This is a genomic window from Rathayibacter iranicus NCPPB 2253 = VKM Ac-1602 (assembly GCF_003149025.1).
GTDB lineage: Bacteria > Actinomycetota > Actinomycetes > Actinomycetales > Microbacteriaceae > Rathayibacter > Rathayibacter iranicus.
In genome coordinates this window covers 141,970-168,059 of record NZ_QGDV01000001.1, presented here as the reverse complement: position 1 = coordinate 168,059, position 26,090 = coordinate 141,970, and the positions used below count along the sequence as shown (strand labels likewise).

Below are 26,090 nucleotides of genomic sequence, written 5' to 3'. Positions count from 1 at the left end.
AGAGGGGGCGTCCTTCGTGGGGAGCGTTGCTAGCGTTGAGAACACGTCGTGCTGAGGGGCGTTGGTGAGGGGAAGCATGATCGGTCAGGTTGTCGGACACCAAGGCCCTCCCGCCCCCGCGGCGATGAAGCCAGTCACGAGCGAGCGTGCTAGCCGGTGAACGCATTCGAGGAACTCGTGGAGGACGTCCTTGGCGGCACCGCCCTCGCCTCTGCCGACGCTCTGCGCATTCTTCGAGCCCCCGACTCCGATCTGCTCGCGCTCGTCACCGCGGTGAGCAGGCTCCGCCGCGAATACTTCGGTGATCGGATCAAACTCAACTACCTCGTCAATCTGAAGTCGGGACTGTGCCAGGAGGATTGCGGCTACTGTTCGCAGGCCCTCGGATCGACCGCTGCGATTGTGACGTATTCCTGGCTAACTCCCGATGACGCGGTTGCCCAGGCGTCCGCGGGGATCGCCGGCGGTGCAGTTCGGGTCTGCCTGGTCGCGAGTGGCCGCGGGCCGCTGCACCGAGACATCGAGCGCGTCTGCCAGATCACGTCACAGCTCAAGCATCTACATCCGGATATCGAAGTGTGCGCCTGTCTCGGTCTCCTTAAGAACGGCCAAGCCGACCGGCTCGCTGCCGCCGGAGTCCATGCCTACAACCACAACATCAACACTGCCGAGTCGTTCCACGATGACATCGTTCGCACCCACACCTACGCGGACCGTGTCGAGACCATCGCGAAGGCGCATCGAGCGGGCCTCTCCCCCTGCAGCGGCCTCATCGTGGGGATGGGTGAGTCCGACGAACAGATCGTGGAGGCGCTCATGGCCCTCCGGGAGCTGGAGGCCGAGTCGATTCCGATCAACTTCCTGGTGCCCTTCGACGGCACCCCGATGGCGGACCGCTGGACGCTCACTCCGGCGCAGTGCATCCGCATCATCGCGCTGGCTCGGCTGATCCACCCCGATGCCGAGATCCGTCTCGCCGGCGGACGAGAACTTCACCTGCGAAGCCTGCAGCCTCTCGCGCTCCACCTCGCGAACTCGATCTTCCTCGGGGACTACCTCACGGCGGAAGGGCAAGCCGCCGCCGCTGACCTCGAACTCATCCGGGACAATGGCTTCACCATCATGACCCCCGAGACTGTTGCTGCCACTCCCGCACCCCGGTCACCTCGTACCCGCCAACGCGGTGCCGGTACCGGAGTTCCGCCCAACGCCTGAAACATCCCGGCGCCCCTCGTCGCGCCAGCACCGACGTGATTGGCTGGGGCGATGAGAACCGAGACCCGCCAGGGCGTCCCCGTCGTACTCACCGATGAGGAAGGAGCGGCGCTGTCCACTGGTGAGGACGCGCTCACGCTCATCGGCGAGACCTACGGCGGCGAGGCTGAGACGATCGTCGTGCCGGTCGGCCGACTCGATCCCGAGTTCTTCCGCCTCCGCTCCGGCATCGCAGGCGAGTTCGTGCAGAAGTTCGTCAACTACGGCAAGCGCCTCGTGATCCTCGGTGACGTGAGCGGATCCGTATCCGCGTCGAGCGCGCTACAGGCCTTCGTGGTCGAGTCCAACCGCGGCAACCATCTGTGGTTCGTGGCGGACCTCGACGCACTCGACGCCCGCCTCCGCGCCTGGGCAACCACGACCGACCCGGGTGCCGATCCCCGCGTGGAGCCAACTCCCGGCCCCGCCCGCTGATGCCGTTGCTCCGCCCCGGGCCCGACGGCGCTCCGCCTCGGCTCGACGGGCCGGTTCGCCTCCTGCTGCTCGCCGACACCCATCTACCCAAGCGGGCGAAGGCCCTGCCCGACGACGTGTGGCGGGCCGTCGAGGAGGCCGACCTCGTCGTGCACGCGGGCGACTGGGTCGACGAAGCGACGCTGGACATGCTGGAACACCACGCGGCGAGGCTCCTGGCGGTCTGGGGCAATAACGATCCGGAGGCTCTGCGAGCGCGGCTGCCCGAGGTCGCGCAAGCAAGCATCGCCGGCCTCGACGTTCGAGTCGTGCACGAGACCGGGCCGGCGACAGGCCGGGAGGCTCGCGCCGACGCGAACTTCCCGGGCGCCGACGTCCTGGTGTTCGGGCACAGCCACATTCCCTGGGACACCGTCTCCCCGGGTGGCCTGCGCCTGCTGAATCCCGGCTCGCCGACGGATCGACGACGCCAGCCGGTCTGCACGTTTCTGACCGCGGTGGCCGAGGCCGGAACGCTTCGCGAGGTCCGGCTGACGCCCCTTGCGCCTCCGGCACGAACCGTTCCCGGCGGCGGCGCAAGGGGGTCACAGGGGTTTTAGGTCGGCCTAAGCTCCCTGAGATGAGCAGCTCACACGACCACCCGGACTCCGCGCACCTGCGCCCGGAGGGTCTCGATGATGCCACGGTGGCGGCGCTCGGAAAGCTCTCGGAGGCGCTGGAAACGGTCGAGCACGCCCGAGGTCTGCTCTACGGCTTCCACCGGCTCACCGGAGCGGCCGATCTTGCGCTAGGCGAGGCCGTGGAGGCCTTCCGCGCGGCCGGACACCACGAGATCGCCGAGCGGCTCGACTCGGAGCTTGTTGGGCGCAACGTCATCGAGGGGCGCTGGACGTTCCAGATCGTGGAGGACTACGACGACTCCTATTACAGCTCCTTCCGCGAGAACGAGCGCGCCGCCCGCGAGACCCTTGCCGGCGGGCGACGGCATTTGCTCGAGTCCGAAATGAAAGAGGACCGCCGCTCCCAGGGCCATCGTCACCACGAGTCCCGGCCGGAGTCCGCATGAATGCCGTGATCCGGATGCACTCCTCAGCACTGCGGGTCAAGGCGGTCACCGCGGAACACGGCGGGCGTGGCACTACTCCTGGGTCTGGAGCGATGGTGCGACGCACCACCCTGAGCATCGACGGTCGCCGCTTTCTCTTAGCCGCCTCGCTCGACACGAAGGCGCTGGAGAAAAGCCTTGTCGAGGCGGTGCGTAACCGCGGCGACATGGTGAGCTTCACGGCCGCCGGTGAGCGCGAGGTCTGCGTGCTGGTCTCTCCCGGAGTGGCCGTTATTCTCGAGCACGAGGACGTGCCGATCGAGGATCCGGAGGCGGAGGATGCGCCGATCCTGTATGACGATGTCGAGTACCTGACCTAGTCGGGCTGACGACCCGGGCAAGGGGCCGTCGCGGTAAGCGATTGCGCGGACGACATGGGCGCCGTTCCCCTCGTCCGACACCTGATTTTTCGTAGCTCTTTGCGGTGCCGAGTCTCGATGATCGAGAGTGCCAAGCTGACCTTTCCCTCCCGTAAGGGTGATGAAGTGATAGCCGCGGCGAGCCATGGATCACTCTCGCCGATCTCGATGCCGCAACCTCGATATCGCGACAGCTTGGCGCGTTATGGACAAGGAATATGTAGACGTATACGAGTTCGAGCGGTCACGCGCTCGCGAGTATGGGATCTTCGTAGTGAATGCCTCAGCGCTCCTGCCTACTCCCCTGCGTAGGACAGCGTGCGAAGGTTCCTGTTGACGGCTGACTAGCTACTCTGTCCGCCTTCCCGAGACCCGCAGGGGGGCTATGTAAATTCACATCCCGCGCCACATTAGCCTGCACGCCGAGCCGAGCATTAGGGTCAGAGGTGCTGGAAAGGGCGACCCACGGACGATAGGAGCTATACCCGCCGTCCTCGTCGGCGCGCCCGAAGCTGGACCTCGACAGGGAGACCGTCGCGGTGGCCTTTAGGTAGTAGCCGCCGCGAATGATGCTACCTACCCGCACCGATAATCCTTCAGGCTCGTTGAGATACAAGGACATGCACCGTGCGGGATCAACACGCAGACGACTGCGAAGTTGTGCCACTGATGACTCCAGAATTTCCGACAGCTAATGCGGTCACTATCGAATAAATTACGGAAGGTTCTACATGAAGCGCATAAATCGACTACGGGTGGTTACGGCAATTACATTACCGCTATGCATCTCAGGGGCGTACATTCCGTCGCTTGCTTTTGCGAGCGAGACAAAAGACGCTAGTTTAGTAGTCGAACTCGAAGCCACAGGAGCTAGCGTCGCCGATGCATCCAGTTTAGCTAAAGAGACGGTCGTGGGTAAATCGGACGAGGGGGAGACCATTCAGATTGTCCATGTAAATGATCAGGATGCACTTGTCACGGTGCAGTATGCGCCATCCATGGATGCTAGCAATGCTAGCAATAATACGGCGTCAATTCCGAAGCCCGAAGTCACGACCATCAATGGCAATGTTTTCACATCAGGTAATTTTGGCGATGCAGTTGATCGTCATACGCCATTGGAAGCGGCGCCAGAGTTTGCGTCAGCAATTACCTCGGACTCTGCTAGCTTCGACTGGGACACGCCGCCAGGCGGAGAGTACAGCGTTCTCCGAGACGGAGACATTCGCGGAACTTCGTCGAACGGTCGCTTCACAGATACCGGGTTGAAGCCTGGGGATTCTTACGACTATGTCCTCGAAGGGAAAGCGGACGCTCAGGGGAACGTTGCGAGCCGAGCAATGACCGTCAGTGCACTTAGCGCCGACACCAATCACAGCGATCAGATAGTTTATCCGCTCAGATACCAGCCGAGCACGACAGCATACGATTATAAAACATTCATCCCGGACGCCACGGTGAGCAATTTTGAAGCAAAGGTCGGATGCGGGCTTGGGGACGGCGAGTCGTTCAAGGGAGATAACCGCGACTTCATTGGCCCGGGCGCAGGGGCTCCATATGAAACGTCATCCTACCGGACACAAATGTTCTTCAATGTAAATTGGGATAATACTGAGCCATACGATCTCGCCTATGTGAAGAGTGTAGGGCCGACGCGGAAGTTGAACTCCAAAGGTGACGTTATCGAGACTCGCACAGCTTCGGATGCGGGCATGGTGTTTCAAAATCCGACGCGCTCCGGCGATCTCGTGACGTTCGGTGTTTCTCACGAAGTTGGAGACCCTTTCTGTCTCGCTGGTGCTATCCGGTACTCTTTGACCTGGGTAAAAATCTATCGAAGTGGCTCTGTGTCAATTCAGGGTTCCCGTCAGCCAGTTCCATCTCACGAGGCTTACGCGCGGTTCTCGAATAGTGACGGAAGTGAGTCTTGGAAGACACTCTACCAAGGCACAGGCACCAATTTCCTCTGCCTCCTTCCGGGCGTTTGCCCTTCGGAGAATATCGACGAGACTGTTTCTGGCTAAGATCGCGTAGGGAGGTTTTATTGTGAGCAGAGTGCGTCTTCGATGGCTTGCAGCCTGCCTCGTTTCTGGACTCATTGGCAACGCGCCAGTCTCCCTGGGAGGAATGTTGGTCAGCGCTGAGGTTTTTGCCGCGGTAGTGTCGTCGGTATTCGTGGTCGTAGCGCTACCCGCTCTGCTCACGGTTCCGCGTCGTGTCCTCTCCGAGGATCGGCCAGAGCACGACGCGGAGCTACCGTGGAAACCCTTCGCGCGAGCGTCCGTCTTTTGCTCGGCCTTGACTTTCGCGGTCGGATTCTTATTCGACAATTTTGCTCCGGTCCACTACTGGGTAGACGGCAGTGGTATATTTATGAGCGTATCAATTCTCTTGTTCGCATCCCTTTTTGCCACACGATCGTTTTACACTTGGCGATCCTCCGTGTTGGTCGTTGCGGGGGCTGGATTAGTCACCTTGATTTACGCGGTTGTTGAATATACAGCGAGCTTGCACTAGCTACAGCGAGAAGTAGCTATCAGAAGCGCGGGGTCGGTCCTCCACTACACCGCCCCCGTGCTCGCCCAGAGGTGGAAGGCTGCGAGCGCGCGATGTGGCCGCCAGGCTTGCGAGGCCGCCTCCGCCTCGGCCGCGCTCACCCGTCCGAGCGCCCTCCGCAGCACCAGGTCGCCCGCAGGAAACGCATCCGGGTCGCCGAGCAGCCGCAGCGCGAGGTAATCAGCAGTCCAGGGACCGATGCCGGGAATCGCAAGCAGGAGACGACGCTGCTCGGGCAGGTCGCCGGCCCGGTCGAGCGCGAGACCGGCGAGGAATGCTTCGGCCACGGCGCACACGGTCCGCGCACGGGCGTTCGTGATTCCGATCGCCGCCCGCAGCTCATCGAACGCCGGGACGAGCAGAGCCTGCGGACTCGGGAAGGTCACCAGCCCTCGCTCCCCTGCGACTCCGAACGCCGCCACCATGCGCCCGCCGAAGGTGCGGGCCGCGGCGACCGACACCTGTTGGCCGAGGACCGCCATCACGGCCGCTTCGAAAGCCTCCGGATACTGGGTCGCTCGCAGGCCAGGTCGCGCCATTATCGAGCGGGCGAGCAGCGGCTCGTGCGACAGCACACGGCCACTCGCGACGACGTCGGAGTCGAGGTCGAACCACGCGCGCAGAGCGGCCGCGGCCGGAATCAGCACCGCTGGCGCAGCCTCGAGTCGCACCCCTGTCGCCGTCAGCTCGACCGCCACGGGGTGGGCGACGCCGTCGATCGTCAGCAGGCGCTCCAGCCGCCGGCCGTCCTCCGACACTCGCTCCACGCCCGGGAGAGCATGGTTGCGGAGCAGGTTCGCGGCACCCACGGAGTCGAAGGGTCCATTGGCGTAAAGGTCAGTCGTCGCGGTCAGAGCAGCAGCACCACCTTGTCGCGCGCCGCGAGTTCGAGTCGAGCCGCGTTGCGCGGAGCCGTGCCGGGATCGGCTCCGAAGCCTCCGCCTCGCATCAGCAGCTCGCCGACCTGGGCGGCGCGCTCGAACCCGGTGGCCTGCATCGCGACGACCATGTGCCCCGCCTCCCTTTCCCGGCGCCACTGCGCGCCCGAGCGCGACGCTAGCAGCCGGGAGCGCCGCAGTGTCCGATCCGCAGGGACCCCGTCCGATTCACCGGGGTGCCCGCGGCATCGCGACTGTCGATGCGCCGAGAGCCAGGCTCAGATCCCCTGCACATCAGACGGCTCCACACCGAGAACGCACGTTCCCGCAGCGCTTACCATGGGGGAATGTCCATGACAGCGCTCGTCGAGCACCCGCCCCGCGAGGCGATCCTTGCGGCCGCCGACCGCCTCTACTACGAGCGTGGCATCCAGTCTGTCGGCATGGACGAGCTGCGGACTGCGGCCGGCGTCTCGCTCAAGCGCCTCTACTCGGAGTTCCCCAGCAAAGAGTCCGTCATTGTCGCCGTGCTGCACGGCCGTCACGAGCAGTGGACGATCGGCGTCAGCGCCCGGGTTGCGGCGGCCACAGGTCCGCGTGGCAAGCTGCTCGCCATCTACGACTTTCTCTTCGATTGGTTCTCAGAGGACTCCTTCCGCGGCTGCGGCTTTATCAACGCTTTTGGCGAACTCGGCTCGTCGAATCCCGGAGTCGCCCTGCTTGCCCGCGAGCACAAGGACTCCTTTCAAACATTTCTCGCCCGCCTAGCAAAAGAAGCGGGAGGAGGCTCCGAGCTCGCCGCACAGCTCGCCATCCTGGCCGAGGGCGCCCAGACGACGGCGGCCATCTCCGGGAGCCCGGAAGCCGCGCTGCACGCCCGCCGCGCGGCCGAGATCCTGATCGATGCCGAGACGCGGCTCGTTCGCTCACCCTGAGGGCGCCGGCGAGTACCCATTGCCCGAGCGCCGAGAGGAGCATCCGGCTCGTCGTTCGCGGATCACGCCAGCCGGTGAGCGAAAGCACTGAGACGGCGCCAACGAAACCCGCGGCAATAGTGGATCTCCGGCAGGTGCTGCAAGGGTCTTGTCCGAGGCGGGATTAACTAGACCTTCTTAATACTCGCCTGCCTAGACTATTCAGATGGACGAGGTCACGCTGAAGCGCACCGAAGCCTTTTGGTACTCGGGCGAGACGACCGAGCCGGGAGCAGTCGAGGTGCTCGCCGCGATGCGAGCGTTCCGCACAGCGGAAGCAGCCATGCGTCGGCGGACGCGGGGGTCGATGGGAATGGGCGAGAACGATCTCCTCGCCGTCCAGTTCCTGATGCGGCGCCAGCAAAAGGGTGTGCCCGTGAGCGCGAAGGACCTGGCTGCCTACCTCGGCATCTCGTCTGCGTCGACCACTGTCCTCATAGATCGGCTCGTCAAGAGCGGTCATGTGGTGCGGGAGCCGCACCCGAGCGACCGGCGGGCTATCCGTATTGTTGCGACCGCCACGTCCCACCGCGAGGTCCGTGAGACTCTCGACGAGACGCACCAGCGGATGCTTGAGGCAGCCGAGACGCTGAATCCCTCCGAGGCCGACACCGTCATTCGTTTCCTGCAAACCATGCGCGACATCGTCGAACGCCCGGCGGCGATCCGATCGGTCGACCGCTCCACTGAGCTGCCGGCCGGCGAGTACGACGCGAACGATGTCTTGGAGCAGCGTCGCGCCTGAGACGCGGCTCCCTCGGCCCCAGGGCCTGCGAATTCGGCTTCGCACGCCGGAGATCCGCTCTGCCGACGATCTGCAAGCAGTTCCTGGTCGAGCGGCTGGACAGAAAACGCACTCTTGGATGTTTATAGCTAGCTCAACTAGTAGGAAGGTTATCTAGCGATATACGCTGATTTTTGTCAGCCATTCGCTCGCTAGATCGGAGACAACCATGGGCAACATCCTGTACGGCACCCCTCCCGCCGCCATCGAGGTCGAAGATCGCGCCCTCGCTCACCTCCAGATCGTGATCATCAACAAGTTCCGACGCGACGAGCGATTCCTGCTCACCCTCGATGCCAGTCCGCAGGCTGGAACGGGCCGCCGCGGCGTGTGGATGCACCCGACCATCCCGATCCAGTTCGAGTTCAAGGGCAGCCGTCAGCCCACGATCAATCCTGAATGGGTCGAGGCACTGATGGAACGCGCCAACAGCGGCGCCGGTCTTCGTATCGTCCCCGAGCCGGTGAACAACGCCGCCGTACCCCTGCGCCGGGCGGAGCCCGCGGCCTGACTTCTCGCGCCGGAGCGCGTACCCGATCGGCCTCCGACACTCTCCACGACCCGCTTCCCCCCGCAGGGACGCGGGTCGTGCCGTTCTCGCCACTGCTGAAAGGTCTGGCAGGTGCTGCGCAAGTGGTTGACACTACGCGCCACTGTCAGAAACACCCCCCTACACTTCCAATGCGGCACAGGATCGGTTCGGCGGGCTCGATCCTTCTGTCGCACCCATAACCGGTCGCCGGACGCACAGGCCCCCCTCCTGTGCGTCCGGCGTCCGGCGTCCGGCTGCGTGGCGTACGGCACGCGTCATCCCGAGGTCCGCCTTTCACAGGAGTCGACCTCATGAGCCGCGACGCGACCAGCCCCTCACCTACCGCCGACAGCACACCTCTACGGCCCGGGGACAAGTTCTGCGCCATTGTCGGCAACGAGACTGCGCAGTGGCGGATTGTGGCCGTGCTCGGTGTCCGCGTCCTCGCCGAGCGGATCGACGGCATCGGCCGCCGCAGCTTCACCCTTCGCTTCGTCCGGCACCAGATGTCACCCGAAGCGCACGTACCAGTTCCGCCCGCGACAGCGGGGGCTACTGCAAAGAGCGACCAGGCCATCGACACAGAGACGACGGACGCTGCCGAGCAGGCCCGCGACGCCGACGCGTCCTCCAGCTGAACAGAGACGCTTTGACCGACCGCCGAACAGGTCGACGGACGTGGGCGCGGCCTTGATCAGTTCAGCAACCGCTTCGCCAGAGGAGTGCCCGTAGGCTGAGGAGCACTTATCGATCCGAGGAGGAGTTCACCGTGCGGATCACTCACGTGACGGCGAGCAATTGGCGGAATTTCAAGACCTTGGACTTTCCGCTTGACAATCGCCTCTTCGTCGTCGGGCCCAATGCGTCAGGCAAGTCCAATCTACTCGACCTCTTTCGGTTCCTCGGCGACATCGCTGGGGCAGGTGGAGGCTTGACGTCGGCGATAGAACGCCGCGGCGGCATCAGCAAAGTTCGTAGCCTCTTCGCGCGAAACAACCAGGGCGGTCGGCTCATTATCGACCTCCGGCTGAGCGATGGCGAGGACGAATGGCGATACGTCTTGTCGATCCGCGGCGAGAAGGGCGGGCTGAACCGCCCGATTGTCGATCAAGAGCGAGTAGAGAAGAACGGGATAGTTCTTCTGCAACGTCCCGATCGCGAGGACGCGACAGACAGCGTTCGTCTCACACAGACGCACCTAGAGCAGATAGCTGCGAATCAGCAGTTCCGGGTGCTCGCCGATTACTTCGCCAAGACGCAGTACTTTCATCTCGTACCTCAGATCATCCGTGATCCCGCGCGGATAGGGGCCCTTGCCGGTGATCCATATGGGGCCGACTTCATTGCACAGATGAATGCCGTGCCCACGGCGACGAAGAACGCGTGGCTCCGTCGGATGGAAACAGCTTTGCAATCCGCAGTGCCCGAGTTCCAATCCCTCAAGTTGGAGGTTGACTCGGCGGGGCGACCGCACCTCATCGCCGGTTATAAGAATTGGCGGGAGACGCCCGCGCGTCAGAGCGAGGCCGACTTCTCCGACGGGACGCTCCGACTGATCGGGTTGCTCTGGACTTTGATTAGTGCTCCATCAAACGGCGGAGTCCTGCTGCTCGAAGAACCGGAACTGTCCCTCAACTCCGCGATCGTCCGCACGCTGCCAACCGTTCTCGCTGCCACCCAGAGAGATCGAAATCTCCAGGTGGTCCTTTCGACACACGCCCCAGAGCTGCTCGATGACGAGGGAATCCGGGCTGAGGAGGTGCTCGTGCTGAGAGTCACCGAAGACGGCACGGTCGCGCACCTGATATCGGAAATCACCGAAGTCTCGGGAGAGCTGGACGCTGAGCTTCCGATGTCTGACATCGTCGATGGATTGATCGCGCCGCAGGATCTCACAGGCCTGATCACCGCCCAAGGAAAGAAGCGGAAGTGATCAATATCGCTGTGGAGGGTGAATCAGATCGAGAGATGGCTTCGGCCGTCGCACGGGAGGCGGGGAAGTCCGTGAATAAGGTCCGTGTCGCGGGAGGGAAGACGCGTCTCGATCCCCTCATCCCCAAATACAACAACGCGTCGGCGCAGACACCCTGGGTAGTCTTTCGCGACTCCGACTCACGGTGCCCAGTGTCACTGCGGGCGGAGCTGGGGGCACAGATCTCACGGTGGAACGCGTCATTTTCTCTCCGTGTCGCACACACGATGTCCGAGGCATGGCTTCTCGCGGACGCTGAGGCGTTCTCCTCGTACTTCGCCGTGTCACGTGCACGTGTGCCCGTCGATCCCGAGGCCCTTCCTCATGCCACAAGGACACTGCTCGCACTGTGTGCCGATTCACGATCTGCAGCGATCCGACGGGATGTCACCGCGTCCGGCGGCGCAATCGGCCCCCTCTTCGTCTCGCGGATCAACGACTTCGCATCGACGGTGTGGCGGCCCGCTCTCGCCGTGGGGAGGAGCGACAGCTTGCGCAGGGCTGTCAACCGAATTCGAGAGCTCGACTCCTCGCGATCGGTCGACTGAGTAACCTCGCCGCTGACGGCGCGCCCACGATGGGTTGGATGCACACCTGGCGACGGCACGGAGCGCGCGTGACAGGGACGACGGAGCGCCTCCTTTCCCGGAAAGGTATGACCCCTACGGGATCAATCGCTCCGCGCGGTAGCGGTCGAACAGCGCCGTGAACGAGTCGACGGTGCGGTGGTAGGTGCTGAAGCCGGCGACGCGCGACTTGCCGATGTCGGTGACGACCTCGATCATCCGCCCGAGGTCGGCGTCCGTGTGCCACCACGAGGCGACGCGCTCGAGGTCGGGCTCGATCAGGCCGTGCTCTCGCACGAGGCGCTGCCACGTGGCGCCCGACTCCGCCATCTGCCGCTCGAGCGGCTGCGGCTCCTCGCCGGGTCCGACGGGCTCGACTCCGAAGTACTCGGCGATCCGGGCCCACATCCAGCGCCAGCGGAACACGTCACCGTTGACTACGTTGAACGCCTCATCACGGCCCGCCTCGGATGTCGCCGCCCACAGCATCTGCTCAGCCAGGATCGTCGAGTCCGTCATATCGGTCAGCCCATTCCACTGCGTCAGCGAGCCGGGGAACACAAAGGGAGTGCCCTGGGCCCGGTGGATCGACGCAGCGACCGCCAGGGTGAGCCCCATGTTCATGGCGTTCCCCACGGCGTGGCCGATTACCGTGTGCGAGCGATGCACTGACCAGGTGAAACCGGCCCGCTCCGCTGCGGCGAAAAGTTCGTCCTCCTGCGCGTAGTAGAAGTTCGGCGCATCAAGGCGCTCCTCCTCCTCATGGAACGGAGTGTCAGGCATGGCGCCCTGACCGTACGCCTCGAAGGGGCCGAGGTAGTGCTTCAGACCCGTCACGAGGGCGACGTGTTCAAGGGGAGCGTGCGCGAGGGCGGCGAGGAGGTCTCGGACCATCCCGCCATTCACGGCGATGTTCTCCTCCTCGCTCGCCTGCCGCGACCACGCGGTGAAGAAGACGTGGGTGGGTCGCTGGTCGGAGAGGACGCGCGCGAGGTCATCGGCCGAGCGGAGGTCGGCGGCCAACGGAGTGACGCCCGGACGTGCGGCGACCGGCCGCCGCGACAGGGCGATCACCGGCCACTCGCATTCGGTCAGGAGGTCGACGAGGGCTGAGCCTCCGATGCCCGTCGCACCGACGACGAGGGCGCTCTGGGTGCTGGACGGGTGAAGGGGCGTGGAGGAGGGCATGCCCTGTCCCAACGCCTGGCGGCGTGCTGCATTCCCACCGGTCCCCCGGCCGCGAGCACGCAGCGTGCACCGAGAGTTCATCCTGAGACAGGGTGCGGCGACCACTCCCCCACTGCCAGGCTGGACGGATGACTCCGCAGACCCCCGCACTTCGGCCGTTCGGACCCTCTGGCGCGCGGGTGACCCGCCTCACGCTGGGCACGTCCTGGCGACCCGAGCGGGTAGCCGACCTCGACCGGGTGCCGGCGCTTGACCGCGTGCTCGACTCCGAGGCTGTCTCGCGCCCCGTCTCGGTGATCGACACCTCCAACGAGTACGCCCAGGGCCACAGCGAGCGTCTTATCGGCGAGGCGCTGCTCGCCCGGGGCGGCGTGCCCGAGGGGATCACCGTGGTCACCAAGCTCGACCGCGATCCCAGCACCGGCAGCTACTCGGCCGAGCGGATGCGGCGCAGCCTCGACGAGAGCCGCGAGCGCCTCGGGATGGATGTCCTCCCCCTGCTCTACCTGCACGATCCGGAGCGCATTTCCTACGACACGGCGTTCGCCGAGGACGGCCCCGTTCGCGCGCTCGTGGCGATGAAGGACGCGGGTGTCGCCCTGTCGATCGGCATCTCTGGCGGGCCGGCGCCCATGCTGCGCCACTACGTCGAGACCGGGCTCTTCGACGCGGTCATCACGCACAACCGCTTCACGCTGGTCGACCGCTCGGCCGAGGAGCTGATCGACGTCTCCGTCGCGCACGGCGTCATCGTGGTGAATGCGGCAGTGTACGGCGGAGGGGCGCTCGCCCGGTGGCCCGAGCCGGTCGCCTCCTACGCATACCAGCCGGCGCCGACCGCCCCCATCGACGCTGTCGCGGCGATGGGGGCGGCGTGCGAGCGCGCGGGCGTACCCCTGGCCGCCGCGGCGCTCCAGTTCTCGACCCGCGACCGGCGCGTGACGACCACGGTGGTGGGCGCCACCTCCGCAGAGCACTACGACGCGTTCGTCGCCGACGACGCGCTCGAGATTCCGGACGCGCTGTTCGAAGAGCTGGAGTCGCTCGCTCCCCCGAGCAGTGCCTGGCAGGACACGCCCGGCTCGCTCTGGCCGCGCTGATCCGGCATACCCACCCCCTGCCGTCGGTTGCAGCCTGTGCCCCTACCCCCCACCGCGAGATGTCCTTCGGTACGCCTCCTTCGGCGTGCCGCGTACCCAAGAGGCATCTCGCGCACGGGGAGAGGAGGGGACGACGAGACGTGGATGGAGAGACGTGAACGAGACTGCACTATTCCAAGCGCTGACGCTGCGGTCGAGGACCGCGCGCAATCGGCTCTGGGCCGCACCCATGTGCCAATACTCGGTGGAGGCGCAGGACGGCGTGCCGACTCCGTGGCACCTCGTGCACCTCGGCGGACTCGCGCGCGGCGGGGTCGGAGTGGTGATCGCGGAGGCGACCGCCGTCGAGCCGACTGGGCGGATCAGTCCCTGGGACACCGGGCTGTGGAACGACGTGCAGCGCGACGCATGGGCGCCAATTGTCGACTTCGTGCACGGGCGAGGCGCACTCGCGGGCATCCAGCTCGCGCACGCCGGGCGGAAGGCCTCGACCTACCGCGAGTGGAGCGGGCGTGGCTCGGTCCCACACGACGAGGGCGGCTGGGAAACGGTCGCACCATCGGCTGTCGCCTTCGACGGCTATGCGGAGCCGCGCGAGCTGGGCGCCGAGGAGTTGCCGGGCCTCGTCGAGGCTTTCCGTGCTTCCGCTCGCCGCGCCGTCGAGGCCGGCTTCGACGTGATTGAACTGCACGCAGCACACGGCTACTTGCTGCACCAGTTCCTCTCACCGCTGGCGAACCGGCGCGACGACTCGTACGGCGGCTCGCTCGAGAACCGCGCCCGGCTGCTGCTCGAGGTCGTCCGGGCCGTCCGTGCTGAGATCGGCGAGTTGGTGTTGCTGGTGCGCTTCTCGGCCACCGACTGGGCCGAGGGCGGCTGGACGCTGGAGGAGACTATCCGCGTGTCGGAGTGGGCACGGGACGACGGCGTCGATCTGTTCGACGTGTCCACCGGCGGACTCGTCAGCGGCACCGACATCCCGGTCGCCCCGCTCTACCAGGTTCCGTTCGCCCGGGATCTGCGGAGGGCGACAGGCGCGCCGGTCGGCGCCGTGGGACTGATCACTACCGCTGAGCAGGCGGAGGGAATCGTCGCGGTTGGCGATGCTGACGTCGTGCTGCTGGCAAGGGAACTCCTCCGCGACCCTCATGCGCCGATGCGCATCGCCCACGAACTCGGCGCCCCGCTCCCCGTGCCCCCGCAGTACGCCCGCGCCTGGCGCTGACCCGTCCCCTCGCTTCTCAGCCCTCTCGGCACGGACGTGCGAGATGCCACTTGCTTACACGTTCCTCGGCGTGTCGCGTACTCAAGTGGCATCTCGCGGGAGGGCGGGGAGTCAGCTGTCGGAGTCGGCGGGGGTGTCCTCTTCGGGGTTGAAGTGGGAGTCGCCGGAGACGCCGACGGCGAGGCCGTCCGTGGAGGCGGGGATGGTGCCGTCGGTACCGACGCCGCCGTCCTTCTTCTCGCCATCGGCGTCAGTCGGGGTGCTACTGTCTGACACGGCTCAGGCCTCGACGTCGCCGCGCCAGGCGCCGTCCGGCGAGCCCTGCTTCTCGATGTACTCCTTGAAGTTCTTCAGATCCTTCTTCACAGCGTGGCCGCCGGCGCCCACGAGCGAGCCAACCGTCTCGAGGAAGCCCTTCGGCTCCCAGTCCAACTGCACGGTGACCCGGGTCTCGGCGTCCGAGAGCTTGTGGAAGGTGACAACACCCGCGTGATCGGTCTCGCCGCCGGTGCTGTTCCACGCGACGCGCTCGTCGGGGTGCTGCTCGGTGATGTTGGCCTCGAACTCCCGCTCGACGGGTCCGACCTTCACCTTCCAGACGGTAAGAGTGTCGGTGACCTGCTGGATCGACTCGACCTCGTCAAGAAAGCGCGGGAACTCCTCGAACTGGGTCCACTGGTTGTAGGCGACGGAGACGGGGACGTTGACGTCGACGGTCTCGATGATCTGCGGCACGGTGGTGCTCCTTGCTGTCTCACTCGGTGTGCGGCGGTCCGCTGCTGCGGTCGTCATACTCGACGCTAGGCGGGAGTCGCCTGGGAGCGCACCGGGTTGCGGACTCCCCCGAACGTGGTAAACGTGCCACCTCCTGCGCGCCGAAGCGCCGCGCGTCAGCCGTCCTGGGGGTCGCCGCCCAGCTGGCCGATGGCGGGGAGTGGCCCGCCGTCATCCGCCCCCGTGCGCCGCCACCGGGCGATCGCGTTGCCGAGGTGGTAGATCACCAGGGCGGCGCCCGCACCGAGCACAATGCCGCCGAGCTGGAAGCCCCCGGACGTGAACGAGAAGCCGGCGATCGCGATCACCAGCGAGACCGCAGCCGTGTACTGGTTGACCGGACGGGTGAAGTCGACGCTGTTGTCGATCCAGATTTTGATGCCGATGATGCCGATCAGGCCATACAGGGCGGTGGTCGTGCCACCGAGCACTCCCGCGGGGATGGAGTTGAAGACCGCGCCGACCTTGGGCGAGAGGCTGAGCAGGACCGCCGTCACTCCGGCGACCCAGTAGACGGCGGTGGAGTAGACGCGGGTCGCGGCCATGACTCCGATGTTCTCGCCGTAGGTCGTGGTGCCGGAACCGCCGAACGCACCGGAGATGGTGGTCGCCACACCATCGGCGATCAGGGCGCGGCCAGTGCTCGCGTTGGCGGAGGCGTCGGTCATCGACGCGACACCGCGGACGTGCCCGACGTTCTCGGCGACCAGCACAAGCACGACAGGGAGGAACATCGCGATGCCCGACCACGTCGATCCGGACGCGAAGTCGGGGAACGTGAAGGGCGGCAGCCCCAACCAGTCGGCCGCGGCGACCGAAGAATAGTCGATTTCGTCGAACAGAAGCGCGGCCACGTAGCCGATTACCACGCCGAGGAAGATCGAGACGCGGCCGAGGAAACCGCGGAAGAACACGCTCGACAGGATGATCGCGGCGAGAGTGATCGTGCCCGTGACGGGCGCCTCCTTGAAACTCATGTAGGCGGTCGGAGCCAGGTTGAAGCCGATCAGCGCCACGATCGCACCGGCGACCACCGGCGGCATCAGGCGGTCGATCCAGCCGAGGCCGACCACCTGCACCACGACACCGACCGCGGCGAGCAGGAGACCGACGGCCACGACTCCGGCGAGCGCCGACCCCGTGCCGCCCACGGTGGTCGCGGCCGTGACCGGTGCGATAAACGCGAAACTCGAGCCGAGATAGCTGGGAAGCCGGTTGCGCGTGATGAGGAGGAACAGGAGCGTGCCGACTCCCGAGAACAGCAGCGTCGTGGAGACCGGGAAGCCGGTGAGCACCGGCACCAGGAACGTGGCGCCGAACATCGCGATGACGTGCTGGATGCCGATCGCCACCGTCGCCGGCCAACCGAGCCGTTCGCTGGGGGCGACGACAGCGCCAGGCTCGACGGTGCGGCCGTCTCCGTGCAAAGTCCAGATGGGCATGGGGCTCCTCGGCGGGGGAAAGGGAGGCGGGGGTTGACGCTTAGGCTAGCGACCACCTGCGCGTGGCGGGCAGTCCACCCGATAGCCGGAGAAGGGAGCAGCGGAGGCATGTCAGCTCCCCTTGTCGGCCCCGAGCGATTCGCTGCTCTCGTCGCCACGGTCGCCGATCCTGTCCGTCGCTACCTCTGGCGGCGCACCGACGAGTCGCAGGCCGACGGTGTGCTCGCCGCGACTCTCGAGGTACTGCACCAGCGCGCAGACGACCTGACCGACGTCGATCCCGTCGCCTGGGCGCTCGGCGTCGCCCGACTGCACCTCCAGTCCGCGCAGCGGCTCCAGCGTCGGCAGGTTTTCCTCGCCCAGCGAATCGACGTCGCCGAGCCGCCGCTGCAACACGCCGACGAGCACTCCGACGTGGAAGCGGCAGTACGCCTCGCGCTGGCGCGGGTCCGCGAGAGTGACGCCGAACTACTCCGGCTGTGGTCGTGGGAGGGGCTCACTGTCCCCGGTATCGGAGTCGTCCAGGCCGAGCCGGCAGACGCCGTCGCGCTGCGCCTTGATCGCGCGCGCCGCGAGTTCACCGAACTCTCCCTCTCCGCGTCGGGTGGCGGGGACGATCCACGCACGCTGCTTCGGCGCGTCGATCCCGCCGGCTCCCTGCCTCCGCTCGCGCCGGTGGAACTCGCCGCTCACATCGCCGCGGCCGCCGGAGGACCCGGCACCGAGCGACCTCCCGCGACGTCCCGCCGCCGCTCGCCGTGGCTCATCGCAGGAGTGGGGGTGCTCAGCGCCGGCGCCGCCGCGTCCCTCCTGCTCCCCTTCGCGCTCGGCGTCGGCGGCGGATCGACGTCATCATTCCGGCTGTACGCCACCGGCGGCCCGGGAGCGGTGTGCTCGCCGGTCACGGAGGCGGCCCTCGCCCCGGCGCAGGTCGCTTTCCGCGCCGAGGTCAGCGGCATCGACGCAGCGGTCGTCACGTTGCACGTCCTCGATCGCTACGCCGGAGAGGTCGGCGACTCGGTCACGGTGACCCAGGCCGCCGAGTCGGCCATCGACGGCGCCCCGATCACGTTCGAGAACGGCGTCGACTACCTGCTTGCAGCCGACGGCGACACGATCCTGACCTGCGGCCTGAGCGGACCCAGCTCGCCCGAACTGACCCGGTTGTATCGGGAGGCGTTCGCGGCGCGGTAGGCCGGGTTGCACAGCCGCATGTTCCTGGCAAGGGGGCTCCGTGAAGCGCAAGCTCGACCCAGGCTGAGGGAAACGTTCGACGATTCCCGGAGGCAATCATGTTCTTCCACGTACAACGGCTGATCAACAACATCGAGCAGGACGAGCCAGATCCGGCCGCCGCAAACGCGCTCCAGGAGGGGCTCGGCGGCCAGTTCGGCGAGATGCGCACCATGATGCAGTACCTCTTCCAGGCCATGAACTTCCGCGGCGCGGACGCGAAGCCGTATCGCGACCTCATCCAGGGCATCGGTACAGAGGAGATCAGCCACGTTGAGCTGATCGGCACGACTATCTCGCGCCTGCTGGACGGATCGCCGCGCTACCAGGGCAAGCCCACGGATCCGCTCGACACACCGGGTGCCGGCGGCGCGACTCCGCTGAACATCGCCCTTGACACGAGCAACATCCACCACTATCTCGTGGGCGCCCAGGGTGCGCTGCCTGTGGACGCTGCGGGAAACCCATGGAGCGGCAGCTACGTCTACAACTCGGGCAACCTCGTACTCGACCTGCTGTACAACCTCATGCTCGAGTCGACCGGGCGCCTGCAGAAGTGCCGCATTTATGAAATGACGGACAATAAGACGGCACGCTCGACCATCGCCTATTTGATCGTGCGCGACCAGGCGCACGAGAACGGCTACGCGAAGGCGCTCGAGACACTCGGCATTGACTGGAGAAAGACTCTCCCCATCCCGAAGACCAACGCCGAAAAGTTCCCCGAGGTAAAGAAGCTCGTCGACCTCGGCCTCCAGAGCAAGCAGTACACGTTCGACCTTGAAGGCGCGTCGGAGGCGGGCAAGATCTTCCGCGGCGCCTCGCCCTCGCAGGACGGGACAGATCTGGAGTCGAAGGAACAGGCACCCGAGGGCGTCCCCTCGGTGATCGCGCCGGAGCGCTTCGAGGAGTTCTCCCCTGGCCTGGACCCCGAGCTGCTCACGCTCATCCAGACCACCGCCGAGATGGAGCTTGACGAGATCAGCTCCTTCTACGGTCCGACCTCGAAGTGACGGCCCGGGTCCCGCGCGCCGCGTGCTGCGCGGGACCCGCTTGCCGAGGCAGCCGGGCGCGGCCCCGCTTAAGGCGAGCGAACTCGACGTTTGCACAGAGTGCCGCTCCGACGACTCGATCTCGTGCCCAGCTGCGTCACTAGCCGGCTTTGTTACCAGCTGGCGCGATCTTTCCGGTGTCTGGTAGGTGGCTGCACTTGTGCGTTCTCAACTCAGGATGGATGCTCGCCCGAGCACGAGAACAGGCGGAATGGAGGAGAACTCCCAGACATTCTTCCTACTTTTGGAACTTCACCACCTGATCGCGACAGTCCAGGAGCGGTCGCCTGTCGACCTTCGTCACCGCGCGGCACAACGTCGGCTGAGAATCACGCTCATCCACAGTGGTAGATAACGAGCACTCTCAGCCGACGTTGCGGCGTCTTTAGTGGCGGAACATCCGCGCGGTTGTCTCGAACAGGCCCTTCACCGGACGCTGCTGCTCGCCCTGCTGGGCGCCGAGGATGATGATGACGGACGTCAGCACCGGAATCGCCCACTGCGTGACCTTCTGCACACGAAGCGCGGTAGTCAGCTCAGGCGATGTGTCCGGCGAGGCCTCGGTGACCCCAGGAGCGCCCTCGTCCGCGTGCTTCGCCTGGGTCGCGCCGGCGATCGCAGCGATGACCGATGCGGCACCGGCAAGCCCGGTAACGACCGTCTTCACGGCCGTGTTTGTGCGGCTCTCCTGCTGGTTGGCCAGACGGGTCTTGTTGGCGAGGATCAGCCCGATGCCGCCAACGCCGTGGGCGGCGATCGCGGCGAGCTGCACCGGGGTCCAGCGCGCCCAACCGTCCGAGGCGAGGCGGAGGCGCTCAGCGGGGTCGGCGGAGGTAGACGCGGCGCCGTTCAGGCCGACGGCGCCCATCAGGGATCCGCCGAACCAGGCGGCGGCTCCGAGGTCGTGCAGGCTGCGAACGAGCGTATTGCGTGAGGGCATTGAGGGCCTCTTCTCTGGTGGGAGCCCGAGCGGCTCGGGACAGGACGAACCCTTTCGACGGTACGCGCGCCCCGGAAGAGCGCACGGGGCTTGACGTCTCACCCTCCGGCACGCTGCGCTGGTCTCACAGGTACGAGGTAGAGGGGCATCCGCAATGACGACCGGCGAGATCACCGACGACGACAAGCAAACGATCCGTGATGAGTTTCACGACGCCGTCAACATGACGTCGAAAGAACTCGAGCATTGGCTCAGCACCGACGAGTCGCAGGAGGTCGGCCACAAGCCCGAGGGCGATGGCGAGTCGGTCGGCCACGAGAGCGGGCGTCGCATTATCGATATCCTCGGCACCGCTCATTCCGACCTCGACGACGACGATTACGCCCACATGAGGAAGGTCACGGGATACGTGCACCGGCACTCGACGCAGCGTCCCTCGGGCGATGTCACGGAGACGAAGTGGCGCTACTCGCTGATGAACTGGGGGAACGATCCGTTGAAATGACGCGGCCGACGCCCGGCGGTGCCGTCCGCACCGAGTCAGCGTCGCCGCGACACCTACGGAATCGAGGTTGACAGGAGGTCATCCCGCGTTCTGTCGGTCTGTGCCACCGCTGAATCTCGCCGACACACGATTCGCCAAGATAGGGGGCATGCGCATTCTTAGCGTCGCGGCCGCGATCATCACCGACGACGGCCACATTCTCGCTTGCAGACGGCGCGCCGACAAGATATCCGGTGGGCTGTGGGAATTCCCCGGCGGCAAGATCGAGGCGGAGGAAACACCCCAAGCCGCAGTATCGCGCGAAATTCGCGAGGAACTAGGAATTCACATAGCGGTCGGGAAGCTGCTGACCGTCGATGACACCGCCACCAGCGCCCTCACTATCCGTCTGCACTGTTACCACGCGACTCTCCTCTACGAGCGTCCCACGGCAAGCAGCGATCACGACCGTCTTCTCTGGCTCACTCCGGATGAACTGGCCGCGCTGAACTGGGCTGCGCCGGACCGTCCCGCCGTCCGCCTCCTGTCCCCTGTGGGCGACTGACGCCAGAAGCGTCCCTGCCGAGAGGCGAGGCGGAGAGACAGGGAGCAACGCCTACTTGACTGGCACTTATGGAGATCTTCGTCGGAGTCGTCCGCGTACTCGGCGGACTGGTCATCGCAGGGCTGGCGGTCGTCGCGGTCATGCTCGGGAGGCGCGCGATCTTCGCTTCTCTGGTCGATGTCGAGGTGCGCCTCGCGCGCGCGGGCGACGACGGGTGGCGGGTTGGCATGAGGGTGCGTAACTCCGGCTCGGAGCGACGCAGGCCGGGCGAGCCGGGCAATGGGGGTGCTCGTCCGCGACACCGGCGATCCTTTGGAATTCTGGCAAGCGCTGCATGCCTCGCGCACTCTCGGCCACTATCCCCGCTCGACTCTGCACTATCGCACAGGAAATCGCCGCCTATCCCGCAGAGAGCTTCGAGAGGATCCACACATCGCAAGAGACACTTCTGCTCAGCACCACGTCACCGAGGACGGTCCCGGTCATGATTCTGCTCCGCACCCACGCCAACCGCTGGATCGCCCGCGCCCACCGAAGCCGCGCCGTCCTTGGCAGCATCACCCTCGTCGAGGGTATGCACCGCTTGACCTACCGGACGGTCCGCCTCGACCCCGCTGGCGGGGAGTGCGTCCTCCTGCGCGACACCACCGCCCTCGAGGAGGCCTTCGCCGTCCTCCTCGCTGGCCTCGAGCGCTCCGGTCTTCTTGGCGCCGCACGGTCGACCGAGCCCGCGAACGGCGAAGGCGTCGATGACGAGTCAATGGCCGCGGATATCGAGCCACCGCTCACAGTGAACGCGAAGCTGGAAGCGGCCGTCTGAGCCCGGCCAAGGGATAACTCCGAACGCCCGCTTTCGAGGATCGGGCTCGGCTCGTCATATGCGCTCATTCCTTCCTCCGATCGGCCAGGTTTCTCCGCCAGGCAGGGACGGCTCGACCCAGCGGGAGACGTTCGCCGGCGCTTGAGTGGTCGGGACGTCTTTGGGGCCGATGATTCGGCGGAGCCAGTCCGGCCGACGAGAGCGCAAGAGCGCGGTCCGCCAGCGCGGATCAGTCCGCGCGAGAAGGTGCGGGTCGATGGGCCGGAGCACGCCGTCTACCCGTTCCTCGACGAGGACGGTGCGCGGTCGAGAGCGATGCAGACGTCGCATGGGTTCCCGTTCGGGATGAGCGTGGCCGGACCGTGTCCGCAACTGCTGCTCAAGCTGCTCCGGGTCCAGCGCCGACCACGCGGTGATGCCGCTTCGCCCATCAGGCAACGGGAAGCGCTCGGTGATGCGGAACGGGAAGTCGTCGTGGGTCATGCGGTGGTGCCTTTCGAAGAGCCGGTGAGGGCCCCGGGTCGCGGAGGGCGACCCGGGGCCGAGGTGGAGTGGTTAGTTGACGTGGGTCGAGCGCGAACGACGGCGCATCGCCATCAGTGCTCCGCCGGCGAGGAGGAGCGTTGCTGCACTGCCGACGAGGGGTCCGACCGGCACCCCTGTTGAGGCCAGCGCCGCCGTCGAAGCGAGCACTGTCGGCACGACTCCGATCGGAGGCACCGCGACCCGCGCGCAGCTGGCGGAGGCGTCGTCAGCGCAGGGGTGAGCAACCGACGTCGGCTCGAAGTCGTCGGGTACGCCTTCGAGACGCGCGCGATTCGGAATGGTCCATGCGTCCACTCCGTCGGCGACCCGGCCGGTCACCGTGAAGGTGGTCGACGTTCCGGGCGCCAGGGACAGATTCTCAACGGAGAGGTCGGAGGACGCGGGACCGCCGTCCTGCGACATTGTCACCTCACTGAGGTGCTCCAGTTCAGGGACGTCCGTCAGGGTGACGCCCTCGGCGGGGCGCGCTCCCTCGTTGGCAATCACGATGTGGAAGCCGGCCCGCTCGCCGTGGTCGACGGTCTCATCGATGGCGGTCTTGTCGATCGAAAGGCGTCCGGGCACGGCGGGCACGGTAATTTCCGCGCAGGAGAATCCGGCGTCGTCGGCGCAGGCACTCTCAATCGTCGGCGGGTCGAAGCCCTCTGGCTGCTGCGTGATCGCGACGCGGTTCGGCACAGACATCGCGTCGAACCCGTCGGCGATCCTCCCGCTCACGTGCAGCGAGAGCTGCCCACCAGCAGGAATCGTCAGACCGGTGACGGGCTCCGTGGCAGGCTGCGTACCTCCTACGCCGTCGTCGATGGTCGGCTCCAGGAGTCGGTCAAGCGTCGGCACATCGGTGATCCCGACATCGACAGCGTCGATCGATCCCGTGTTCGCCACGACGATGTCAAAGCCGGCGGTGCCACCGTGCTCCGCGCTCTCCTGAGAGGCGGTCTTGCGCAGCAGTAGCCCGCCACTACGGACGGTGTGCGAGACGGTGGCGCAAGGGTTCGCGTCGGTCCCGGTGCTCGACTCGGAGGGTACGAACCGAGCTCCGGCAAGGCAGGCCGTGTTCGTCAGCGCATCATCGCCCGCCCCGTTCACAATCACATCGAACGCGAATTCCGCGGTCGCCCCGACCGGGAGCGTCCCGGCGGACCAGGCGATGCGACCCGTCGACTGGTCTACCGCCGCCGAACCGCGGGAGGTGCGGATCGAAGCCGGGTCGAGGTCGGCGTCGTCCAGCACTCCCTCGTCGAGGTAGTCGATCACGGACGCGTCGGGGTAATCTCCGGAGCCGTCCGAGGTGAGCACAACCCGGTATGGAACCCGTGCACCGGGCACGAGCGGAGTGGCGGAGTCAACAGACGACGTTTTCGCGATCGTCACGTGCGGAACGAGCGGGTCGAGGCCGGTGACGGCGACCGCGCTGTCGGATCCGAAGGACCAGTCGTCGATCGCCCGTAGGTCTCCGTAGGAACCGTGCACCGAGTCGTTCTCGTTGGGCGCGCGACCCTTGCCCGAGTCATCCCCCTCCCAGCGGTGGATCCCTGCGGTCGAGTCGCTACCCGCCTCACCGGAGGTTTCCGCCGTGGTGCTCGAGTAGCGTTCCGAACCCGACTGAGCGAAGAGAGAATCGTCCCAGTGAATCGTCGACCTGCTCCCGTCCCCTCCCGTCGATCGTTGGATCGACACGCCGCCACTGGAGGACTCAGCGTCCACGCGAGTGAAGTGGAACTCGTTCGTGCGACCAACAGCAGCACGGAAGGTGACGTCGCGAGCCGCACTGTCGACTGTTCCGCCCTTCCCGTCGAGACCGTCCCAGTCCACTGAGAATGGCCCCGTGCTCCCCGCGATCCGGGTGAGGTGGACATCCCGGTCGCCGTCATATGCTCCGTCGCCGTCCGCGTCTATGTCGATGACGATTGTTCCCGGTTGGGTGCCGAGGCTCCCCGTCACGGTCCCTGCGTTCGAGCCCGTCGACGAGCGCTTGTAGGCCAGCCCGTCGATGGTCGGAGCGCGGTATTCCGGGGCAATCGACTCCGGCAGGTCTGCCGACGGTGGATCGAGGAAGAGCTTGTAGGTCTGAAGACCATCAATCCCCGAGCGGCCGGACGCCTGCACATATTGCGCTCCGATTCCTCCTGCCTCGGAGGACTGTGGCATGGGCACCGAGAGATACGAAGGATCGGAGGAACCGACTCGCACGTTCCCCTTGTTGGTGGCCTGCAGAGTCGAGGCGACTCCGTCGTATCCACGCAGACCGAGTTCGTAGCGTGCGCCCGTCTCTGTCACCGCATGCAGGGAGAAGGAGGACCGCCGCTCTTCGGGAGTGGAGTAGGACTCGCGAGCCCCCGACTGGATGCCGTACGAGGTGGACCACACTCTGCCCGCAAGCGCGGAACCACGGTCGTCCTCGACGCCGACGTTCCAGACGAGGTTGACCGGAGCGGTCACGTCGTCGTCCGCTACCTCGATCAGGTAGACGCCTGACTCGGACGCAGTGAAAGTTCCGCCGGCGGTCGTGGTCGGTGGTGCGCCCCGTGGAAAGACCTGCTGATCGAGGACCGCGCCGTCAGGGGCGGTCACCTTCGCCGTCCCGCCGCCGCTCTCCCCCTCTCCCGCGCCGGAGCCGCCCTTCAGCGGATGCAGATCGACACGGAGCGTTTCACCTGTGCGCACGTACGCCGAAATCGTCGTCACTCCCGCATTCGTGGCGCCGCCGTGAAGCAGCGTGTTCTCGATTGTCGTGTGCGGAGCGTCGGCCGCCATCGCCGGAGATGGAGCCAGCCCTCCTCCGAGTAGGCCGCCGACGAGCACACAGCCCATCGTCGTTCCGACGAGAGCGCGTGCCGTCCACGCCCGAGACCGTCGACGCTCGTCCCGCCCCGACTGTTCCGTTCGATTCATCCGATGTCCTCTCTTCTGCCGCCCGAACGCACTGCGCCGGTGGCGATCGTTCAGCCCCCACGGGAGGAGGCTATTGACGGCCGGGGTCCTGCCGCGGCGAGAGGTAGCACTTCTGGGGAGAACGGCGCGAGATAACACCTGGGGAGGGATGGAGCGGCCCGCAATGCAGCGAATTCCCCCCTCGTTCGGGGCAAATGAGGTTCGCGAGCGTCGAAGGCCTGGAACCGCCCTACTCGGTGAGCGACCATGCCTCGGGAGCGACGCCCGAGCGGTTCGAGGCAGGGAGCCAGTTCACGAACGACGCGTACGAGGTCTCATCGCCCGCTACAAGTTGCGTAACGGCACTCAGCACATCGATCGTTCCCCGATCTCGACGCGGTCAAGGCTCTACTCGAACTCCTGAACGGCTGG

The 26,090-nt window shown here is 66.0% G+C and carries 28 protein-coding genes; 18 read left to right on the top strand and 10 right to left on the bottom strand.

Going from position 1 to position 26,090, the window contains the following annotated elements:
* Window positions 1–156: 156 nt before the first annotated feature.
* The 6 genes from bioB (at window position 157) to B0H03_RS00815 (ending at window position 5,177) form a co-directional block, all read left to right on the top strand.
* Window positions 157–1,215 carry a biotin synthase BioB gene (gene bioB / locus B0H03_RS00840; protein ID WP_104266235.1) on the top strand — a complete coding sequence of 353 codons (1,059 nt, stop codon included), beginning with the start codon at window positions 157–159 and terminating at the stop codon, window positions 1,213–1,215.
* 51 nt (window positions 1,216–1,266) lie between these two features.
* Window positions 1,267–1,689: a DUF4180 domain-containing protein gene (locus tag B0H03_RS00835; RefSeq protein WP_104266234.1), complete on the top strand. Its 423-nt coding sequence runs from the start codon at window positions 1,267–1,269 to the stop codon at window positions 1,687–1,689.
* Complete coding sequence (locus B0H03_RS00830) at window positions 1,689–2,288, top strand: metallophosphoesterase family protein (RefSeq protein WP_104266233.1); 600 nt, start codon at window positions 1,689–1,691, stop codon at window positions 2,286–2,288. The genes B0H03_RS00835 and B0H03_RS00830 overlap by 1 nt, the downstream gene beginning before the upstream one ends.
* Window positions 2,289–2,308: 20 nt before the next feature.
* Window positions 2,309–2,755 (top strand): hypothetical protein, encoded by a 447-nt coding sequence (locus tag B0H03_RS00825; protein ID WP_104266232.1) that lies wholly within the window; start codon window positions 2,309–2,311, stop codon window positions 2,753–2,755.
* Window positions 2,752–3,114, top strand: a complete 363-nt coding sequence (locus tag B0H03_RS00820) for a hypothetical protein (RefSeq protein ID WP_104266231.1) — start codon at window positions 2,752–2,754, stop codon at window positions 3,112–3,114. Before B0H03_RS00825 ends, B0H03_RS00820 begins: the two co-directional genes overlap by 4 nt.
* A gap of 770 nt (window positions 3,115–3,884) precedes the next feature.
* Entirely contained in the window at window positions 3,885–5,177 is a 1,293-nt protein-coding gene (locus B0H03_RS00815) for a DUF3238 domain-containing protein (protein ID WP_109714830.1), read from the top strand.
* A 537-nt stretch (window positions 5,178–5,714) separates the two neighbouring features.
* Here the strand turns inward: B0H03_RS00815 and B0H03_RS00810 are convergent.
* Together B0H03_RS00810 and B0H03_RS16420 are read right to left on the bottom strand one after the other, a co-directional pair.
* A complete protein-coding gene (locus B0H03_RS00810) occupies window positions 5,715–6,563 on the bottom strand; it encodes a DNA-3-methyladenine glycosylase family protein (protein WP_258062083.1) in 849 nt (282 codons plus the stop codon).
* Window positions 6,560–6,718 (bottom strand): hypothetical protein, encoded by a 159-nt coding sequence (locus tag B0H03_RS16420; RefSeq protein ID WP_160487191.1) that lies wholly within the window; start codon window positions 6,716–6,718, stop codon window positions 6,560–6,562. The genes B0H03_RS00810 and B0H03_RS16420 overlap by 4 nt, the downstream gene beginning before the upstream one ends.
* Window positions 6,719–6,940: 222 nt before the next feature.
* On the opposite strand from B0H03_RS16420, the gene B0H03_RS00805 reads away from it, so the two are divergent.
* From B0H03_RS00805 to B0H03_RS00785, 5 genes are all read left to right on the top strand, one after another.
* Window positions 6,941–7,522: a TetR/AcrR family transcriptional regulator gene (locus tag B0H03_RS00805; RefSeq protein ID WP_104266229.1), complete on the top strand. Its 582-nt coding sequence runs from the start codon at window positions 6,941–6,943 to the stop codon at window positions 7,520–7,522.
* A 205-nt stretch (window positions 7,523–7,727) separates the two neighbouring features.
* A complete protein-coding gene (locus B0H03_RS00800) occupies window positions 7,728–8,306 on the top strand; it encodes a MarR family winged helix-turn-helix transcriptional regulator (protein ID WP_104266228.1) in 579 nt (192 codons plus the stop codon).
* 208 nt (window positions 8,307–8,514) lie between these two features.
* Window positions 8,515–8,856 (top strand): DUF7882 family protein, encoded by a 342-nt coding sequence (locus B0H03_RS00795; protein ID WP_104266227.1) that lies wholly within the window; start codon window positions 8,515–8,517, stop codon window positions 8,854–8,856.
* Between the two features lie 332 nt (window positions 8,857–9,188).
* The gene (locus B0H03_RS00790; RefSeq protein WP_104266226.1) at window positions 9,189–9,515 is read left to right on the top strand and encodes a hypothetical protein; all 327 of its coding nucleotides are present in this window, start codon (window positions 9,189–9,191) and stop codon (window positions 9,513–9,515) included.
* A gap of 131 nt (window positions 9,516–9,646) precedes the next feature.
* A complete protein-coding gene (locus tag B0H03_RS00785) occupies window positions 9,647–10,810 on the top strand; it encodes an AAA family ATPase (protein ID WP_104266225.1) in 1,164 nt (387 codons plus the stop codon).
* 701 nt (window positions 10,811–11,511) lie between these two features.
* Here B0H03_RS00785 and B0H03_RS00775 read toward each other — a convergent pair.
* Complete coding sequence (locus B0H03_RS00775) at window positions 11,512–12,603, bottom strand: SDR family oxidoreductase (RefSeq protein WP_104266223.1); 1,092 nt, start codon at window positions 12,601–12,603, stop codon at window positions 11,512–11,514.
* A gap of 128 nt (window positions 12,604–12,731) precedes the next feature.
* Here B0H03_RS00775 and B0H03_RS00770 point away from each other — a divergent pair, with 128 nt between their 5' ends.
* Window positions 12,732–13,703, top strand: a complete 972-nt coding sequence (locus B0H03_RS00770; RefSeq protein ID WP_104266222.1) for an aldo/keto reductase — start codon at window positions 12,732–12,734, stop codon at window positions 13,701–13,703.
* A gap of 154 nt (window positions 13,704–13,857) precedes the next feature.
* Window positions 13,858–14,928, top strand: a complete 1,071-nt coding sequence (locus B0H03_RS00765) for an NADH:flavin oxidoreductase/NADH oxidase (RefSeq protein ID WP_104266221.1) — start codon at window positions 13,858–13,860, stop codon at window positions 14,926–14,928.
* A gap of 111 nt (window positions 14,929–15,039) precedes the next feature.
* On the opposite strand, the gene B0H03_RS16415 is transcribed toward B0H03_RS00765, so the two are convergent.
* The 3 genes from B0H03_RS16415 to B0H03_RS00755 all read right to left on the bottom strand — a co-directional run bounded on the left by B0H03_RS16415 (window position 15,040) and on the right by B0H03_RS00755 (window position 17,144).
* Window positions 15,040–15,204 (bottom strand): hypothetical protein, encoded by a 165-nt coding sequence (locus B0H03_RS16415; RefSeq protein ID WP_164860208.1) that lies wholly within the window; start codon window positions 15,202–15,204, stop codon window positions 15,040–15,042.
* 3 nt (window positions 15,205–15,207) lie between these two features.
* Window positions 15,208–15,663, bottom strand: coding sequence for an SRPBCC family protein (locus B0H03_RS00760; RefSeq protein WP_104266220.1), 456 nt, complete (start codon window positions 15,661–15,663; stop codon window positions 15,208–15,210).
* A 155-nt stretch (window positions 15,664–15,818) separates the two neighbouring features.
* Window positions 15,819–17,144 (bottom strand): uracil-xanthine permease family protein, encoded by a 1,326-nt coding sequence (locus B0H03_RS00755; RefSeq protein ID WP_104266219.1) that lies wholly within the window; start codon window positions 17,142–17,144, stop codon window positions 15,819–15,821.
* A 108-nt stretch (window positions 17,145–17,252) separates the two neighbouring features.
* On the opposite strand from B0H03_RS00755, the gene B0H03_RS00750 reads away from it, so the two are divergent.
* Together B0H03_RS00750 and B0H03_RS00745 are read left to right on the top strand one after the other, a co-directional pair.
* Window positions 17,253–18,338 (top strand): sigma-70 family RNA polymerase sigma factor, encoded by a 1,086-nt coding sequence (locus B0H03_RS00750; RefSeq protein WP_104266218.1) that lies wholly within the window; start codon window positions 17,253–17,255, stop codon window positions 18,336–18,338.
* A 98-nt stretch (window positions 18,339–18,436) separates the two neighbouring features.
* On the top strand, window positions 18,437–19,390 hold the full coding sequence (locus B0H03_RS00745; protein WP_104266217.1) for a manganese catalase family protein: 954 nt from the start codon (window positions 18,437–18,439) through the stop codon (window positions 19,388–19,390).
* Between the two features lie 424 nt (window positions 19,391–19,814).
* On the opposite strand, the gene B0H03_RS00740 is transcribed toward B0H03_RS00745, so the two are convergent.
* Window positions 19,815–20,369 carry a hypothetical protein gene (locus tag B0H03_RS00740; RefSeq protein ID WP_104266216.1) on the bottom strand — a complete coding sequence of 185 codons (555 nt, stop codon included), beginning with the start codon at window positions 20,367–20,369 and terminating at the stop codon, window positions 19,815–19,817.
* 154 nt (window positions 20,370–20,523) lie between these two features.
* Here B0H03_RS00740 and B0H03_RS00735 point away from each other — a divergent pair, with 154 nt between their 5' ends.
* The 3 genes from B0H03_RS00735 to B0H03_RS00725 all read left to right on the top strand — a co-directional run bounded on the left by B0H03_RS00735 (window position 20,524) and on the right by B0H03_RS00725 (window position 22,238).
* Window positions 20,524–20,874, top strand: a complete 351-nt coding sequence (locus B0H03_RS00735) for a DUF3140 domain-containing protein (protein ID WP_181075090.1) — start codon at window positions 20,524–20,526, stop codon at window positions 20,872–20,874.
* A gap of 148 nt (window positions 20,875–21,022) precedes the next feature.
* Entirely contained in the window at window positions 21,023–21,418 is a 396-nt protein-coding gene (locus tag B0H03_RS00730) for a (deoxy)nucleoside triphosphate pyrophosphohydrolase (protein ID WP_104266255.1), read from the top strand.
* Between the two features lie 484 nt (window positions 21,419–21,902).
* Window positions 21,903–22,238, top strand: coding sequence for a hypothetical protein (locus B0H03_RS00725; RefSeq protein ID WP_127844072.1), 336 nt, complete (start codon window positions 21,903–21,905; stop codon window positions 22,236–22,238).
* A 54-nt stretch (window positions 22,239–22,292) separates the two neighbouring features.
* Here B0H03_RS00725 and B0H03_RS00720 read toward each other — a convergent pair whose 3' ends face one another.
* The 3 genes from B0H03_RS00720 to B0H03_RS17205 form a co-directional block, all read right to left on the bottom strand.
* Window positions 22,293–22,721, bottom strand: a complete 429-nt coding sequence (locus tag B0H03_RS00720; protein WP_104266214.1) for a hypothetical protein — start codon at window positions 22,719–22,721, stop codon at window positions 22,293–22,295.
* A gap of 72 nt (window positions 22,722–22,793) precedes the next feature.
* Window positions 22,794–25,679 carry a DUF7927 domain-containing protein gene (locus B0H03_RS00715; protein WP_104266213.1) on the bottom strand — a complete coding sequence of 962 codons (2,886 nt, stop codon included), beginning with the start codon at window positions 25,677–25,679 and terminating at the stop codon, window positions 22,794–22,796.
* Window positions 25,680–25,908: 229 nt separating this feature from the next.
* On the bottom strand, window positions 25,909–26,031 hold the full coding sequence (locus B0H03_RS17205; RefSeq protein ID WP_258076329.1) for a hypothetical protein: 123 nt from the start codon (window positions 26,029–26,031) through the stop codon (window positions 25,909–25,911).
* Window positions 26,032–26,090: the final 59 nt, after the last annotated feature.

Coding starts and splice junctions, on each gene's coding strand:
- B0H03_RS00775 (WP_104266223.1), bottom strand. CDS start 12,603: ATGCCCTCCTCCACGCCCCTTCACCCGTCCAGCACCCAGAGCGCCCTC.
- B0H03_RS00755 (WP_104266219.1), bottom strand. CDS start 17,144: ATGCCCATCTGGACTTTGCACGGAGACGGCCGCACCGTCGAGCCTGGC.
- B0H03_RS00745 (WP_104266217.1), top strand. CDS start 18,437: ATGTTCTTCCACGTACAACGGCTGATCAACAACATCGAGCAGGACGAG.
- B0H03_RS00715 (WP_104266213.1), bottom strand. CDS start 25,679: ATGAATCGAACGGAACAGTCGGGGCGGGACGAGCGTCGACGGTCTCGG.
- B0H03_RS00720 (WP_104266214.1), bottom strand. CDS start 22,721: ATGACCCACGACGACTTCCCGTTCCGCATCACCGAGCGCTTCCCGTTG.
- B0H03_RS00815 (WP_109714830.1), top strand. CDS start 3,885: ATGAAGCGCATAAATCGACTACGGGTGGTTACGGCAATTACATTACCG.
- B0H03_RS00830 (WP_104266233.1), top strand. CDS start 1,689: ATGCCGTTGCTCCGCCCCGGGCCCGACGGCGCTCCGCCTCGGCTCGAC.
- B0H03_RS00735 (WP_181075090.1), top strand. CDS start 20,524: ATGACGACCGGCGAGATCACCGACGACGACAAGCAAACGATCCGTGAT.
- B0H03_RS00725 (WP_127844072.1), top strand. CDS start 21,903: ATGATTCTGCTCCGCACCCACGCCAACCGCTGGATCGCCCGCGCCCAC.
- B0H03_RS00835 (WP_104266234.1), top strand. CDS start 1,267: ATGAGAACCGAGACCCGCCAGGGCGTCCCCGTCGTACTCACCGATGAG.
- B0H03_RS00820 (WP_104266231.1), top strand. CDS start 2,752: ATGAATGCCGTGATCCGGATGCACTCCTCAGCACTGCGGGTCAAGGCG.
- B0H03_RS00825 (WP_104266232.1), top strand. CDS start 2,309: ATGAGCAGCTCACACGACCACCCGGACTCCGCGCACCTGCGCCCGGAG.
- B0H03_RS00770 (WP_104266222.1), top strand. CDS start 12,732: ATGACTCCGCAGACCCCCGCACTTCGGCCGTTCGGACCCTCTGGCGCG.
- B0H03_RS00730 (WP_104266255.1), top strand. CDS start 21,023: ATGCGCATTCTTAGCGTCGCGGCCGCGATCATCACCGACGACGGCCAC.
- B0H03_RS00750 (WP_104266218.1), top strand. CDS start 17,253: ATGTCAGCTCCCCTTGTCGGCCCCGAGCGATTCGCTGCTCTCGTCGCC.
- B0H03_RS00800 (WP_104266228.1), top strand. CDS start 7,728: ATGGACGAGGTCACGCTGAAGCGCACCGAAGCCTTTTGGTACTCGGGC.
- B0H03_RS16420 (WP_160487191.1), bottom strand. CDS start 6,718: ATGGTCGTCGCGATGCAGGCCACCGGGTTCGAGCGCGCCGCCCAGGTC.
- B0H03_RS00805 (WP_104266229.1), top strand. CDS start 6,941: ATGACAGCGCTCGTCGAGCACCCGCCCCGCGAGGCGATCCTTGCGGCC.
- B0H03_RS00795 (WP_104266227.1), top strand. CDS start 8,515: ATGGGCAACATCCTGTACGGCACCCCTCCCGCCGCCATCGAGGTCGAA.
- B0H03_RS00740 (WP_104266216.1), bottom strand. CDS start 20,369: ATGCCCTCACGCAATACGCTCGTTCGCAGCCTGCACGACCTCGGAGCC.
- B0H03_RS00790 (WP_104266226.1), top strand. CDS start 9,189: ATGAGCCGCGACGCGACCAGCCCCTCACCTACCGCCGACAGCACACCT.